At 66.9% G+C, this 15,082-nt stretch carries 11 protein-coding genes; 3 read left to right on the plus strand and 8 right to left on the minus strand.

Features of this window, described 5'->3' with window-relative positions:
* Positions 1-4 precede the first annotated feature (4 nt).
* A complete protein-coding gene (gene ilvD, locus ABU113_RS01505; protein ID WP_454557695.1) occupies positions 5-1,720 on the plus strand; it encodes a dihydroxy-acid dehydratase in 1,716 nt (571 codons plus the stop codon).
* A gap of 105 nt (positions 1,721-1,825) precedes the next feature.
* The gene (locus ABU113_RS01510; RefSeq protein ID WP_454557696.1) at positions 1,826-3,685 is read left to right on the plus strand and encodes a diguanylate cyclase; all 1,860 of its coding nucleotides are present in this window, start codon (positions 1,826-1,828) and stop codon (positions 3,683-3,685) included.
* Between the two features lie 133 nt (positions 3,686-3,818).
* Here the strand turns inward: ABU113_RS01510 and ABU113_RS01515 are convergent, their stop codons facing one another.
* From ABU113_RS01515 to ABU113_RS01550, 8 genes are all read right to left on the minus strand, one after another.
* Positions 3,819-4,556 (minus strand): THxN family PEP-CTERM protein, encoded by a 738-nt coding sequence (locus ABU113_RS01515; RefSeq protein ID WP_454557697.1) that lies wholly within the window; start codon positions 4,554-4,556, stop codon positions 3,819-3,821.
* Between the two features lie 264 nt (positions 4,557-4,820).
* On the minus strand, positions 4,821-5,594 hold the full coding sequence (xth, locus tag ABU113_RS01520) for an exodeoxyribonuclease III (protein ID WP_454557698.1): 774 nt from the start codon (positions 5,592-5,594) through the stop codon (positions 4,821-4,823).
* A 28-nt stretch (positions 5,595-5,622) separates the two neighbouring features.
* Positions 5,623-5,958: an iron-sulfur cluster insertion protein ErpA gene (gene erpA, locus ABU113_RS01525; protein ID WP_454557699.1), complete on the minus strand. Its 336-nt coding sequence runs from the start codon at positions 5,956-5,958 to the stop codon at positions 5,623-5,625.
* Positions 5,959-6,016: 58 nt separating this feature from the next.
* Entirely contained in the window at positions 6,017-6,499 is a 483-nt protein-coding gene (locus ABU113_RS01530; RefSeq protein ID WP_454557700.1) for a bactofilin family protein, read from the minus strand.
* Positions 6,444-7,631, minus strand: a complete 1,188-nt coding sequence (locus ABU113_RS01535; protein WP_454557701.1) for a peptidoglycan DD-metalloendopeptidase family protein — start codon at positions 7,629-7,631, stop codon at positions 6,444-6,446. Before ABU113_RS01535 ends, ABU113_RS01530 begins: the two co-directional genes overlap by 56 nt.
* Positions 7,632-7,752: 121 nt before the next feature.
* Positions 7,753-8,577, minus strand: a complete 825-nt coding sequence (locus tag ABU113_RS01540) for a ferritin-like domain-containing protein (RefSeq protein ID WP_454557727.1) — start codon at positions 8,575-8,577, stop codon at positions 7,753-7,755.
* A gap of 2 nt (positions 8,578-8,579) precedes the next feature.
* The gene (bcp, locus tag ABU113_RS01545) at positions 8,580-9,047 is read right to left on the minus strand and encodes a thioredoxin-dependent thiol peroxidase (RefSeq protein WP_454557702.1); all 468 of its coding nucleotides are present in this window, start codon (positions 9,045-9,047) and stop codon (positions 8,580-8,582) included.
* On the minus strand, positions 9,044-11,929 hold the full coding sequence (locus ABU113_RS01550) for a bifunctional [glutamine synthetase] adenylyltransferase/[glutamine synthetase]-adenylyl-L-tyrosine phosphorylase (RefSeq protein WP_454557703.1): 2,886 nt from the start codon (positions 11,927-11,929) through the stop codon (positions 9,044-9,046). The genes bcp and ABU113_RS01550 overlap by 4 nt, the downstream gene beginning before the upstream one ends.
* A gap of 74 nt (positions 11,930-12,003) precedes the next feature.
* Between ABU113_RS01550 and ABU113_RS01555 the strand changes: the two genes are divergently transcribed.
* Entirely contained in the window at positions 12,004-15,057 is a 3,054-nt protein-coding gene (locus tag ABU113_RS01555) for a YhdP family protein (protein WP_454557704.1), read from the plus strand.
* Positions 15,058-15,082 lie beyond the last annotated feature (25 nt).

The raw sequence follows: 15,082 nt of genomic DNA on the forward strand, positions 1-15,082 counted from the left end.
AGTCATGGCCATCGACAAGTCCAAGCTGCCCAGCCGCCACGTTTCCGTGGGTCCGGAGCGGGCGCCGCACCGCAGCTACTATTACGCCATGGGCTGGAAGGAAGAGGATATCGCCAAGCCGTTCGTGGCGCTGGCCTCGGCGGGCAATGATTCCGCGCCCTGCAACACCACGCTGGATCAGCAGGCCGACTGGGCGCGCGAGGGCGTGCTGGCGGCCGGCGGCACGCCGTTCCGCTTCAACACCATCACCGTCACCGACGGCATCGCCATGGGCCACCAGGGCATGAAGTCGTCGCTGATCAGCCGCGAGGTGATCGCCGATTCCGTCGAGCTGTCGGTGCGCGGCCACTGCTACGACGCGCTGGTCGGCTTCGCCGGCTGCGACAAGAGCCTGCCGGGCATGATGATGTCGATGCTGCGCCTCAATGTGCCGTCGATCTTCGTCTATGGCGGTTCGATCCTGCCCGGCCGCTTCCACGACCGCGACGTCACCGTCGTCGACGTGTTCGAGGTGGTCGGCAAATTCGCCGCCGGCGCCTGTCCGCTGTCGGAAGTGACGGCGCTGGAGAAGGTCGCCTGTCCGGGCCATGGCGCCTGTGGCGGCCAGTACACCGCCAACACCATGGCCTGCGTCGGCGAGGCGATCGGCCTGTCGCTGCCCAACAGCAACATGGCGCCGGCGCCCTACAAGAGCCGCCAGGAGATCGCCGTGGCCGCCGGCCGCCAGGTGATGACCCTGCTGGAGAAGAACATCCGCCCGCGCGACATCTGCACCCGGGAAGCCTTCGAGAACGCTGCCCGTATCGTCGCCGCCACCGGTGGCTCGACCAATGGCGCGCTGCACCTGCCGGCGATGGCCAACGAGTGCGGCATCGACTTCGACCTGTTCGACGTCGCCGAAATCTTCAAGACCACGCCGTACATGGCCGACCTCAAGCCAGGCGGCAAATATGTCGCCAAGGACATGTATGACGCCGGCGGCATCTACATGCTGATGAAGAGCCTGGCAGCCACCGGCCTGCTCCACCTCGACTGCATGACCGTCACCGGCAAGACGCTGGGCGAGAATATCGAGGAAGTCACCTGGAACCCCGACCAGAAGGTGATCTACGACGCCAAGGCGCCGATCACGCCGACCGGCGGTGTCGTCGGTCTGCGCGGCTCGCTGGCGCCCGATGGCGCCATCGTCAAGGTCGCCGGCATGAAGAACCTCAAGTTCTCCGGTCCCGCGCGCGTGTTCGACTGCGAGGAGGACGCCTTCGCGGCGGTCGAGGCCCGCAAGTTCAACGAAGGCGAGGTGCTGGTGATCCGCTACGAGGGCCCCAAGGGTGGCCCCGGCATGCGCGAGATGCTGTCGACCACGGCGGCGCTCTACGGCCAGGGCATGGGCGAGAAGGTGGCGCTGATCACCGATGGCCGCTTCTCGGGCGCCACCCGCGGTTTCTGTGTCGGCCACGTCGGGCCGGAAGCGGCCGAGGGCGGCCCGATCGCGCTGGTGAAGGATGGTGACATCATCACCATCGACGCCGAGGCCGGCACCATCGACGTCGACGTCAGCGCGGAGGAAATGGAAATCCGCCGCACCGCCTGGGCGCCGCGGCAGACCGACTATCAGTCCGGCGCGCTGTGGCGCTATGCCCGGAATGTCGGCCCGGCCCGCACCGGCGCTGTCACCCATCCTGGCGCCAAGGCGGAAACCCACGTCTACGCCGACATTTAGGCTCTGGCCGCGCTACGAAACGCGGCGGGCGCCCGCCGGCGTCCGCACCGTGCAGCGCGAGCGCCTCGTTACGGTCTGTCAACCTTTATCCGACAGGATAAAGGTATGGCAAAAGTGTATCCGCGTGACTCGCTGTCCGACCCTCACGTCTCCGATCTTCAGGCGGCGTTCGATCAGCTGAAGATTGCTGTCGATCTCATGCCCATGGGCGTCTCCTACGCGGACCTCCGCAGCGGCCGGATTCTATACGGCAACCAGCGTTTTCACGACCTGATCGGCGGCGATCCCGGGCCGATGACGGTGCCGGCGTGGCTGGAGCGTTTCGTCAGTGGCGACGCGAACATCCGACGCCTCAAGCAGATGTGGTCGCCCGAGCGGGCCGCCGGGCTCGACGTGCCGGTGGAGGTGACGCCGGCCGACATCATGCTGCGTTGTCTGGACGGCACGATGAAGCCGGTGGCGATGACGGGTATCATGATTCCCGCCACCGGCCAGATGCTGGCGACCTTCATCGACCTCAGCGAGCGGGTGGCGACCCAGCGGGCGCTGGCCAACAGTCAGCTGCGCCTGTTCAGCGCCCTGTCGGCCTCGCGGCGCGGGCTGTACGAGGTGGAACTGCGCACGCACACGCTGACCATGGTGGTGGAACTCAACAGCATTCCCAACCTGCTCACCGACACCAACAGTATTCCGTTGCGCCGCTTCTGGACCCGGCTGCATCCGGAAGACCGCCAGGCGGCGGTCACGGTCTATCGCGGCCACGTTGCCGGCACGATCGACGAATACCGCCTGGAATATCGTGTGCGGCTGACCACCGGCGACTGGTTGTGGGTCGAAAGCGCCGGTGCCGTGATCGAACGCGACGATGCCGGCATGCCGGTACGGGTGATCGGCACCTATTGCGACATCAACGATCGCAAGCTGGCCGAGCGTCAGCTGGAAACGAGCAACGCGGAACTCACCCGTTCATTGCGGCAACTTCAACGTTACGAGCTGGAAGGCCGGTTGTTGCGCGTGTTCGGTCAGAGTCTGCTGGCGGCCAGTAAGTCCGAAGACGTCTATGCGGCCGTCAATGAGGTCTCGGCGGAGTTGTTCGCGGCCTATCCGGGCTATATCGCCGTCATCCAGGAAAGTGGCACGCTCGCCATGCTCAATCGCTGGGGCGGGATCACCTGCTCCGGCGCCTCGACGCTCGCCGATTGCCAGGCGCTTGCCCGCGGCGTCCCCCTACAGGCAGCCAGCTGTCCGTCCTGCCTGCTCGATGGGGCTGGCGAGACGCTGTGCGTGCCGGTTCGGATGCAGCAGTCGAAGGGCATCTGGCACCTCACGGGGCTGCCGTCACCGGAAGACAGCGACCGGGCGTCGGCTCTGATCACCACCATGCACCACATGATCGAGATGGCGCTGTCATCCATCAAGCTGCGGGAGGGTCTGCAGGAGCAGGCGCTGCATGACCCGCTGACGGGGCTGTACAATCGTCGCTATCTCAACGAGACGATCAACCGCGATCTGGCGGACGTCGAGCGCACGGGGCAGCCGCTGGCGGTGGCGCTGCTCGACCTCGACCACTTCAAGCATTTCAACGACACCTATGGGCACGCCGTGGGTGATCTGGTGCTGTCGCGCGTGGCGCAGGTATTGCAGGCCAGCTGCCGGCAGAGCGACATGGTCTGCCGTTTCGGCGGCGAGGAATTCATGCTGGTGATGCCGGGCACCACCCAGGCGGACGCGCTGGCCAAGCTGGACGATCTGCGCCGGCGCATCGGCAGCATCCACGAGACGGTCAACGAACTGGTCATCGACTTTCCCACCATCTCGGCGGGGCTGGCAATGGCGCCGCTCAACGGCCGTACGCTGGAGCAGCTCGCCCATTGCGCCGACGCGGCGCTGTACGAGGCCAAGCATCGCGGGCGCGACCGGGCGCTGGCCTACGAGCCGGCGATGGAAGCCGCGCTGACCTCCTGACCCCCGAACGCCTGCAAAGCCACCCGCCAGCCGCCCAGCCGGTCGCTCCGGGGCGCGTTCAGCCGACGGGCAACGTGAAAGGCGCCTCCCACCGGGGTGGGAGACGCCCATTGCAGCTAGCGGGGCAGAGAGGTCAGCGTCGCCGGCGACGGGCGGCCAGCCCGACACCCATCAGTCCGACGCCCGCCAGACCAAGAGCGGCCGGCTCGGGGATGGCGCGCGCGGTCATGATGATGCCGGTGCTCAGCATCGCGCTCTGACCCTCCTCGGTGAAGAAGACGAGATCGACATTGCCGTCCTCATTGACATCCGCGTTGTGCAGCGTGCCGCCGGACAGACCCAGCACCACCAGTTGGGCGGTATAGAGATAGCCATCGCGGGAGAACGACACGCTGAGGGCGTTGGGATTCAGCAGCGCGAAAATGTCGTCGCACACCGAAACCGATCCTTCCTGGCAGCTGCCGCTGTTGGGCGTTTCGGTGAACTCGATGTTGAAGGTCTGGCTGAAGAACTCCGAGGCCCCGCCACCACCGGGGGTAAGCGTGATCTGCGTCAGCAGGTCGGTCGAGGTGAGGGACGCGCCGCTGATGGTGAAATTGTTGTGGGTGATCATCACCGCCGGCGCCGCGCCGTCGTTGACCTCGATCGTGCCCAGCACGTTGTTGGTGACACGCAGACTGCTCTGCTCGCCGCCATTGGACGACGTACCCCAGGAGATGACGCTGTCGTCGCCGTCGAGGGTCGGCACGATGGAACCGGGGACGACATTGTCCCAGTTGCTGGTGACGTCGAAATCCCAGAACTGGATGAACGCCGCCGACGCGACGGAAGGAATCGCCAAAGTCATCGCGGCTGTAGCGATGCCCATCATGAATTTTCGACTGAACACTTTTAGTCTCCTTGTGGCCCTGACTACTTCGGGTCGGAAATTGGATTGGACCCGTAATTTCAAGGAGCAACAACCGTGCCATCATTTTAATATATTGAAATATATGTGTTTTTATCGAAAATAATCATGATACACATGAAACGGAGTAATATTTTCCGACGCCAAAGTAATACGGCATCGCAATGAATATTGTTTCGGATAATTACTGTTAGCGTTGCGTAATGCGAATGAACGTCAGGGTGACGCTCACGGCTCGCGCAGGACGCACCAGGCCGGCACGTGATCCGACGCCTTCTCCAGCGCGCGGGTGGTGCGGTCGATCCCTGCGGCCTCCAGCCGGTCGGCGGCCGGTGGTGACAGCAGCAGGTGATCAATGCGCAGACCCCAGTCCTTGGCCCAGGCGCCACCCTGATAGTCCCAGAACGTATAGGCGCGTCCGGTCGGCTGTACGGCCCGGATGGCATCGGTGAAGCCGAGGCCGAGCAGGCGGCGGAACCGCTGGCGCGATTCAGGCTGGCACAAGGCGTCGTCGGCCATGCGCCGGGGGTCCCAGACATCCTCGTCGGCGGGGCAGACATTGAAGTCGCCGGCCAGCACATAGGGCTGCTCGCTATCCAGCGCGTGCCGGGCATGGGCGATCAGACGGTCCATCCATGCCAGTTTGTAGTCGAACTTGGGACCGGGCACCGGGTTGCCGTTGGGCAGGTAAAGCCCGGCGATGCGGACGCCCGCCACGGTCGCCTCGATGAAGCGGGCCTGCTCGTCGCCATCGTCGCCCGGCAGACCGGTGCGGACGTCGGCCAGCGGCCGCTGGCTCAGGATGGCGACACCGTTGAAGCCCTTCTGGCCATGAACGGCGCAGTGGTAGCCGCGGCTCTCGATCTCCAGCGCGGGGAAACCGTCATCGACGGTCTTGATTTCCTGCAGGCACACGACATCGGGCCGGGTGCTGTCCAGCCAGTCCAGCAGGCGCGGCAGACGGGCGCGAATGCCGGCGACGTTGAAGGTGGCGATGCGCACGCGAAAGCCTCGTCGGACCCGCCAGAGGTCAGATGGAGAAGGAGGAGCCGCAGCCGCACGACGACTGGGCGTTGGGATTGATCACCTGGAACGACGAACCGCCGAGCGACTCCACATAGTCGACGACGGCGCCTTCAAGGAACGGCAGACTGACGGCATCCACCACCATGGAAACGCCGTCGCGACTGACCACCAGGTCGTCGGGCTGCGCTGTTTCGTCGAACCCGAACCGGTACTGGAACCCGGAACAACCGCCACCATCCACCGACAGGCGCAGCTTGAGGCCAGGCTTGCCCTGTTTGGCGACCAGCGTCGCCACCCGGGCCGCCGCCGCGGCTGACAAGGCTACCTGAGGCTGATCCATCGTCCACATCTCCAGTCTGCTGCCTGACACAGTTAGGACTGGCGCGGTCATAATTCAATCAGTTGCTGGCAATCGCCCGCAATGCCGTGGCGGGCGCCACATCGGCCCCGCCTGTGGTCGTCCCCGCGGTCGTCCCCGCGGTCGTCCCCGAGGTCGTCAGCGCCGCCGCCGGTTGGGGCCGGGGTGTGAAGCGACCGTCAACGTGAGCGCCTGCCTCAATGCTGATGGATTCATGGGTGATGTCGCCCAGCACCTGGGCCGTGCGCTCCAGGGTGACGGTGCGGGCAGTGATACTGCCCTCGACACGTCCTCGCAGCACCACGGAATCGGCGGTCAGCGAGCCGGCGATGCGGCCGGTCTCGCCCTGAATGATACCATGACAGCGAACGTCGCCGTCGATGGCGCCATCGAGATGCAGTTCACCCTCGGCGGTGACATCCCCACGAATGCGGACATCGGCGGCAATGATCGACAGGCTGACAGCGTCAGCCGCGCCCGACCGGCTGCCGCGCTTGCTCGATGGCGCGCTTCTGGATTTCAAGAACATCGGCGGAAGCCTCCAGGAACGGCTTGGGATTGACCGCGCGGCCATCGACCCGCACCTCGTAATGCAGATGGGTGCCGGTCGAGCGGCCGGTGTTGCCCATGGCGCCGACCACCTGGCCGCGCTTCACGCGCTCGCCGGTGCGCACATTGATTTTCGACATGTGGCCATAGCGGGTGACCAGGCCACGCCCGTGGTCGACCTCCACCACCTTGCCATAGGCGCCCCAGTAGGCTGCCCTGGTGACGACACCGTCGGCCGTGGCGCGGATCGGGGCACCGTGGCTGCCGGTCAGGTCGACGCCGGTGTGCATGGCGGCGGAGCCATTGAACGGGTCGTAGCGCACGCCAAAGCCGCTGCTGTAGGTGAAGCGCTGGACCGGATGCAGGGATGGAATCGACAGCGACGCCTTCTCCAGCAAATCCAGTCGGTTCCACGCGATGAACAGATCCTTGAACTGTGTGCCGAGGCCCGCGAACGCACCCTGCTTGAAACTGGCCTCGACATAGGGGCCGCCAACCGCGCGGGACTGGCCGATCAGCCGCGAAGAATTGAGGCCCAGGCGGCGCAACACGGCCTCGGTTTCGCGAAAGCGGGCATCGGCGGCGTCGGTCGCCGTTTCGACAAAGGCGAGCTGACGCGACTCCAGTCCGCGATACAGCTGCATCTCCTCCAGCGCGGCCGGGTTCAGCGCGGCCGTCTCATCCGGCGCCGGAGCCGCCGAGGCCAGATCCGTATTCTGCCTCTTGGCCGTCCGCGCGGAGACCTGAAGACGATTGAGGAAAAGCTGGTTGAGAAACTGCTGTCGCTTCTCGATGCGTTGGGCGACTTCGCTGACATCGGACTTCACGGCGGCCACATGACCGGCGAGCTGGGCCAGTTCGCGCTCCTTGAGGGCGATGGCGGCCTGCTTGCTCTCCAGCTGCTCCTGCCGGAAAAGGACGGTGGCACCCGCGGTCAGGAACGAACAGGTCAGCACCAGGGCGATGCTCGCACCGACAATCTGGGCCCCTGTGCTAATGCGCAGGAAGCGGACGTTGCCATTGGTCCGGAAGTAAATCTGATGCTCGGGAAAATACCGCGTAATTCGTGCCTGCCAGACCCGGAGCAGGCCTTCTCGTTTTCGCACAGCGGTCGCTCCTTGTTGTTCTTGACTGCGGCCCGGCTTGCGCGCCGGTGTGACCCCATCTTGTTAATCACCCGTTAAGCTTCAGAAACGGGAGCCGGAGTTGTAGACAGGAAAACCCGACTTAGGCAAGAGGATGGTAAAAACCCGACATCATCCCCGCCTGCAAACGCGCGGAATCATTGAAGGGCGGCTTGAGGTCGCCCCGGAAGAATTGCCGCACTGCAGCATGGAACATTGCTTGCGAATCGCCATCGGCCGATTCGCAAAGGTGATTGAACCAGCGCACGCCCGCCGCCACGTGGGTGATCTCGTCGGTGTATATTCTCTCCAGGATGGCAGCACTCTCGTCATCGCCGGCCTTGCGCAGGCGCTCGATGGTCTGCGGCGTCACATCCAGTCCGCGCGCCTCCAGCACCATGGGCACGATCGCCAGCCGCCCGAGCAGCGTCTCGCGGGTGGCGCGCGCGGCGTCCCACAGGCCGTCATGGGCGGGCAGATCGCCATAGCCGCCACCCAGCACCGCCAGCCGTTCGGCCAGCAGCGAGAAATGCAGCGCCTCGTCGTCGGCTACCTTGACCCAGTCGTCAACGAAGGCACGCGGCATCCCGTCGCCGAAGCGGGCAACCATGTCCCAGGCGAGATCGATGGCGTTGAGTTCGATATGTGCCAGCGCATGCAGCAGCGCGAACCGGGCGGCCTCCGAGCCGGCCTTGCCGCGCTTGGGCATCCGGTTGGGTGGCAGCAGTTCGGGGCGCGCCGGTCGGGCAGGGCGGTCCGGCGGCTGGACGTCGAACGCCGCTGTCAAGGCGCCGGCGCGCCACGCGGCGGCATGTCGGCGGGAGAGGGCGGCCTTGTCCGCCGCGCCGGCCGTCATCAGTACGTTGACCGCCGCCCCGGCAATGGAGCGGGGCGGCTCGCCGTCGGCGGCCGGCGCGGTGGCGAGCATGGTCAAAGCGTCCGCACGGCCTTCAGTACCGCCTCGGCATGGCCGGCCACCTTGACCTTGCGCCAGACCTGACGCAGCACGCCCTCGCCATCAATGAGAAAGGTCGAGCGGTCGATGCCCATATACTGGCGGCCATAGAGGCTCTTCTCGACCCAGCTGCCATAGGCCTCCAGCACCTGGCCATCCTCGTCGGTGCCCAGCAGGATGCTCAGGCCGTGCTTGGCGCGAAAGCGGTTGTGCTTGGCCTGGGTGTCCTTCGAGACGCCAATGACGACCGCGCCGGCCGCCGTGAAAGCATCCAGGTGGGCGGAAAAGTCCCGTGCCTCGGTGGTGCAGCCCGGCGTGTCGTCCTTGGGGTAGAAGTAGAGCACCACCGCCCGCCCCCTGAAATCGGCGAGGCTGACGGTGCGCCCGTCGTCGAGCGGCAGGGTGAAGGCGGGGGCCGGTTGTCCGATGGCGAGATCGCTCATGACTTGTCCTTGCTCTGCTTGGGCCGCTTGCCACCGAAGACCGCCGGCCAGAGGGCGACAACCTGATTGCAGGTGGTGGTCAGCAGCGTTTCGACCGCGCGCAAGTTAGCTTTTCCGGCGGTGCGGGCAAGGATCGAACGCATGCCCGGCGGAATCTCCGCGGACTCGGGCGGGCTGGCGAACGCCACCCGGACCACTGTCTGCAGCGCCGACAGCAGATCATAGGCCTCCACCAGGGTCCGTGCCGTCGTCTCGGGCAGCACATTCGCCGGACCGAGCGCGGCGAGGATGGCCGCCGGCGAGGCCAATGCCGGAAAGCTGCCGCCCGCGGCCTCGCGCAAGGCAAGATACTGCGCCATGAATTCCAGGTCGATCAGACCGCCCGGCCGGCGCTTGACATCCCACGTCGTGCGGGCCGGCAGATGGCCATCCATCTCGGCGCGCATCTCCAACACGTCGGCCTTGAGCTTCTTCAGGTCGCGACGGGCCCGCACCACCGCCTCGATTCCGGCCATCAATGCGTCGGCGGCGGCCGGCGGGCCATGCACCACGCGGGCCGGCAGCAAGGCCATATGCTCCCACGTCCAGGCCTGATCGCGCTCATAGTCGAGGAAGCTGTCGATGGTCACCGCCAGCAGCCCCTGCTGGCCGGACGGGCGCAAGCGGGTGTCCACCTCGTAGAGCGTGCCGCCCGCGGTCTGGGCCGACACCGCCGTCACCACGCGCTGGGCCAGCCGGTTGAAATAATGCACCGCCGGCAGCGGCGTCTTGCCGTCGGACTGGCCGTCATTGCCGCCGGTGAACAGAAACACCAGGTCGAGGTCGGAGCCTGCGGTCAGATTGGCGCTGCCGTAGCGGCCCAATGCCAGCACCACCAGATCGGCGCCCTGCACCCGGCCGTGCTTGGCGGAGAAATCGGCGATGACCACCTCCACCAGCGCCCGCACCACCAGGTCGGCGATCAGCGTGTAGAGCCGGCGGGCATCCCCCGGGGTCAGGGCGCGGTCCAGCAGCTGGACGGCCAGCAGGAAATGGTACTCGGCGGTCCAGCGCCGCGCCTCGTCGAGCTTTTCCTCCAGCGTCGCAAACCGTCCGAGCCGGCGGGCGAGCGCGCTCTCCAGCGCATCGCGGTCCTGGAACACCGCCTGCTGGTCCGGGACCAGCACCACGTCGAGCAGCTCCGGCGACCGGCGCAGCGCGTCAGCCACCGGGGGCGCGACACTGAGCAGGCGGGCGACCAGGTCGAGCAGGCGCGGGTTGGTCTGGAACAGCGACAGGATCTGCACCCCGCTGGGCAGGCCGGACAGAAAGTCGTCGAAGCGCAGCAGGGTGGCGCGCGGGTCGTCGGTGCGCGCCAGCGCCCTGGCGATGGCCGGCAGCATCGCCTCCAGCAGATCGCGGGCGCGCTCCGAGCGCAGCGCGCGGTAGCGATCGGAGCGCCAGCGCTCGATCGCCGGCACGGCGTCGCTGGCGGGCAGGCCCTCGTTCATCGCCCAGCTGGCCAGCGCATCGGGGTCGGCAGGCACCATCGCTGTCTGTGCCGCCACCGGCTCGACCAGGCGGTCGTACAGCCTGGCGACGGCGTTGCCGTGGCGGCGGATCGTCGCCGCCAGCTCACGCGCCGACTTGAAGCCGCAGAACCGGGCGATGTGCCGCACGGCGGCGGCACTGGTCGGGATGCTGTGGGTCTGGGCATCGTCCACCATCTGCAGCCGGTGCTCGACGGCGCGCTGGAAACGGTAGGCGGCTTCCAGTTGAACGGCGTCCCTGGGCGCCACCTTGCCCGCGGCCACCAGGGCGGCCAGCGCCTGCAGGGTCGGGCGCAATTGCAGGCTGGGGTCGCGCCCGCCGTGGATCATCTGGTGGATCTGGACGAAAAACTCGACTTCGCGAATGCCACCACGGCCACGTTTGACGTCGTAGCCCTCCAGGCGGATCTCGCTTTGCTCGAAATGCTCGCGGATGTGCAGCGACATGTCGCGGATGTCGCGCACGATGGTGTAGTCGAGCGAGCGACGCCAGATGAACGGCCGGATGCTGTCGAGAAAGGCCTGACCGAGCGCGATGTCGCCGGCGATGGCCCGGGCACGCACGAACGCCGAACGCTCCCAGGGCAGGGCGGAAGACTGGTAGTAGCTCTCCGCGCCGCGCACCGGCAGCGCCGGCGGAGTCACGTCGGGATCCGGGCGCAGGCGCAGGTCGACCCGGAACACATAGCCATCACCGGTGCGCAGGGTGAGAATCTGCACCAGCCGCTGGGCCACCTTGACGGCGGCGGTATCGACATCATCGCGGTTGCGACAGGTCAACCGCTCCGGGTCGAACAACAGAATCAGGTCGATATCGGAGGAGTAGTTGAGCTCGCCGCTGCCGAGCTTGCCCAGTGCCAGTGCCACGAAGCCGTCACTGCTGGCTACACCGCTGGTTTCCCGGACCGCCAGTCTGATTGCGGCATCGGTTGTCACGGCGGCGACATCGGAAAGCGCGCCTGTCACGTCCTCCAGCGCCCACTGGCCGCCGATGTCGGCGATTGCCGCCGCCAGCGCCACGTCGGCCTTGGCCTGGCGCAGGGCCGCCATGGCGTCGTCGAGTTCGACGCCGTCAAGATCGAGGGCGCGCACGCCGGCCAGCGCCCGGTCGACGACCGCACGCGGCCCCTGGGTCAGCAGCAGGGCCAGTCGTTCCGGGTTGTCGCGGATCAGTCCCTTGAGGTAGGAGGAGTGCGCCCAGGCGTGGGCCAGTGCCGGTGCCAGCGGCGATGCCTTGAGCTGATCCGGCGTCAGGCACGTCTCGTCGCCCAGCATGTCGCCAGCCAGGGCCTCCGTCAGCTTGATGTCCGGCAGGACGAGTGGGAACAGAACAGATGCGTTGGACTGGGTCATGGTGCGTTGTATCCGCCTGGTCGGCTCTCTGATTTTTCCAGCGCTTAACCCAGTCCCACGGAAAGGTCGATGATTTGACGCAAGAGCGCAGTTGGCGGGCGCGCAGTTGGCTGGGGCGCAGGGCGCTGGCCACAGCCGGCGCGCTGCTGCTGGTGGTCCTCGCCGGTGGCGGCGGCCTCTGGTGGTTTTCGCGCGTCGACGTCAACAGTGGCTGGCTGCGTGGCGTCGTCACCGCCCAGGCGCGAGAAGTGGTTCCCGGCCTGACGCTCGCGCCGGGCGCGCTTCATGCCCGCCGCATCCCCTGGCGGGACAGCATCGAGGTGACGGCATCGGACACCCGTTTTACCTATCATGACGACATCGCCGGCACCGTCGATCGCATCGTGCTGGAACTGAATGACGGCGTGATCTTCGGGCGGACGGCGGTGCTGAAATCCCTCAGCGTGCACGGTGCCTCAGCCCGGGCACGCTGGACCGCCGACACGCTGGAGCGCCTGCTGGCCCGTCAGGACGAGCGTGGTCCTGCCCGCTTTCCGTGGATGACGGGCCTGCGCGAGGTAACCCTGAGCGACCTTGCGCTCCGGCTCGACGGCGGTTCCCCGCGGACGCGCCACCAGCTGCGGCTGGACAAACTGACCATCGCCGCCAGTAACGATACCGGCGATCTGCGCATTCGCGGAAAGGCGCGACTGCTGGGATCGAACGACGCCAGGGCGGATGTCGGCGTCGACGGCACGGCAGTGCCGCAAGGCCGCTGGACACTCGCGGGGACGGTCAGCGTGCAGGATCCCAGTGCCCTGCTGGGGCCGGCCGCCCCGGCGCTCAAAGGCGTCGACCTGCGCGGCGGCCTCGACATCGACCTGACCGTCAAAGGCGATCGTGACATCATGGTTGATGGTACGGCGACGCTGCGCGGCGCCACGCTGGCGCTCGACCAGCGATGGCAGACACCGGTGGCGCTGGACGGGACCATGCCGTTCCAGTGGAACGGCGAGGCTGGCGCACTGAATCTGAACGAGGCGCGATTGCGCTCCGGCGGGGTCCGGCTGGCGGCAACCGCCCGGTGGCACGCGGCCGAAGGCAGCGCCATCCAGGCCGCGCTGTCCGAGGTGAGGGTAGCCGACCTGCACAGGCTGTGGCCCGCGGGGGTCGCCGAGGGCGGGCGCCAGTGGGTGATCGCCAACGTCGCCGACGGACGCGTCAACACGGCGCGCCTCGGCTACAGCCGGGACGCCGCTGGGCAGGAAGCCGTGCAACTGGACTTTGATTATCAGGGGCTTACGGTTCATTATCGTCGGCCCATGCCGCCAGTGCTGGATGGCGCCGGACACGCGGTGCTCGAAGGCAGCACCCTGCGCTTCACCATCGACAAGGGCCGGATCAATGGCCTCGACGTCAAGGGATCGCAGGTGCGGCTGGTCAATCTCGGGCGCGATGGCGAGGCGGCAACCATTGACCTCGCGGGGCGCGGCGTCGTGCGCAACCTGCTGCACGTGCTGGACAGCCCGCCGCTGGGCTATATTAGCGCCTTCGGCCTGAAACCCGCCGACGTTGGTGGCGCGTTCACCTTGCGCGGCGGCATCCGGATCCCGCTGCTGGTCGACGTCCGGATGGATCAGGTCACCTTCAACGCCCGCGCCAATGGAAAGGCGTTGAGCGTGCCCGACGTACTCGACGGCCACGATCTCAAGGACGGCGATATGGTGGTAACGGTCGATGGCAATGGCCTGACCGCCACGGGGACCGGTCGCATCGGGCCACAGATGGCGCATATCCGCTGGCGCGAATCCTTTGATGCCAAAGCATCCCGGCCGAGCCGCTACCAGATCAACGCCAGCACCGATCTCAACCGCTTGCGGGCACTCGGCGTCGATCTCGGCAATCTCATCGAAGGACCGATCGGCCTGTCGCTCGACCTTGCCGGTCGCGGCCAGACCATTGATGATGGCCGCGTCACGGCCGACTTCAAGGATGCCCTCATTGTGCTGCCGGGCCTCGGCGTCAGCAAGGCCATTGGCCAGCCCGGCGCCACGCGCCTGTCGCTCACCCGTCAGAACGACCGCTACCGGATTGATGACCTGGTGGTGTCGCTGCCCGGATTCAGCCTGTCCGGCCGCGGCGAGATGAACCCCGGCGCCGGGACGCGCCGCTGGTTTCTGAAGCGCATCCAGACCCGCGAGTTCACCGCCAGCGCCGACATCATCGATACCGACGACAAGCCGACGCTGGTCACGGTCCGGGGCGACTCCTTCGATCTCAAGCCGATGCTGGGCCGGCTGTTCGCGCCCGCGGCCCGACCGGGGCCACCACCCGCCGGGCCCGGCTCGCGCTGGCCCGACATGAAGGGCACCGCGCGCTTTGATGACGTGCGCATGTACAACGACGAATCCCTTGAGGGCGCCGAGATCGCCTTCGAGACCGGCGGCAATCTGCTCTCCCAGCTCAGTTTCACCGCCAAGCTTGGCCCTTCCGAACGGATCAGCGCCACCGTGCGCAGTCTCGGCACCACGCGCCAGTTCGCCATCGAGTCACCCGACGCCGGCCGGCTGGCCCGCGCGTTCGACATCTACAACAGCGGTGCCAACGGACGACTGGTAGTGCAGGGCACCGCGCGCGGCACCGGCGCGACGCTGGAGCTGGATGGCCATGCCCGCATGACCGATTTCCGTGTCAGTCAGGCGCCGGGGCTGGCCAAGCTGCTCACCATTGCCTCGCTGACCGGGCTGCGCGACACCCTGCAGGGGCGGGGAATCGTGTTCGAGACGGTCAAGGTGCCGTTCAGCCTGCGCAACGGCGTCATCACCCTGAAGAACGCCAGCGCGGTCGGGCCGGCCATGGGTATCACCATGGAAGGGCAGTTCCAGCAGTCATTGCACCAGTCCAACCTCAAGGGCGTGATCGTGCCGTCCTACACGCTCAACAGCTTGCTGGGCAAAATTCCGCTGGTGGGCAGGCTGGTGGTCGGCGGCCGGCACGAGGGGGTGATCGGCTTCAATTACCGCATCGAGGGCAACGCGCTGAACCCCAAGGTCAGCGTCAATCCGGCCTCGGGGCTGGCGCCGGGCTTCCTGCGCCACCTGTTCTCCGGCGGGCCGGCGAAGGTGGCCTCGGAGCCGGCGACCGACTGACGGCGAACGGAAAAGCCGGCGGTCG

It is taken from the genome of Parapedomonas caeni (assembly GCF_041060555.1).
Taxonomy (GTDB): Bacteria; Pseudomonadota; Alphaproteobacteria; order Sphingomonadales; family Sphingomonadaceae; genus CAUJIW01.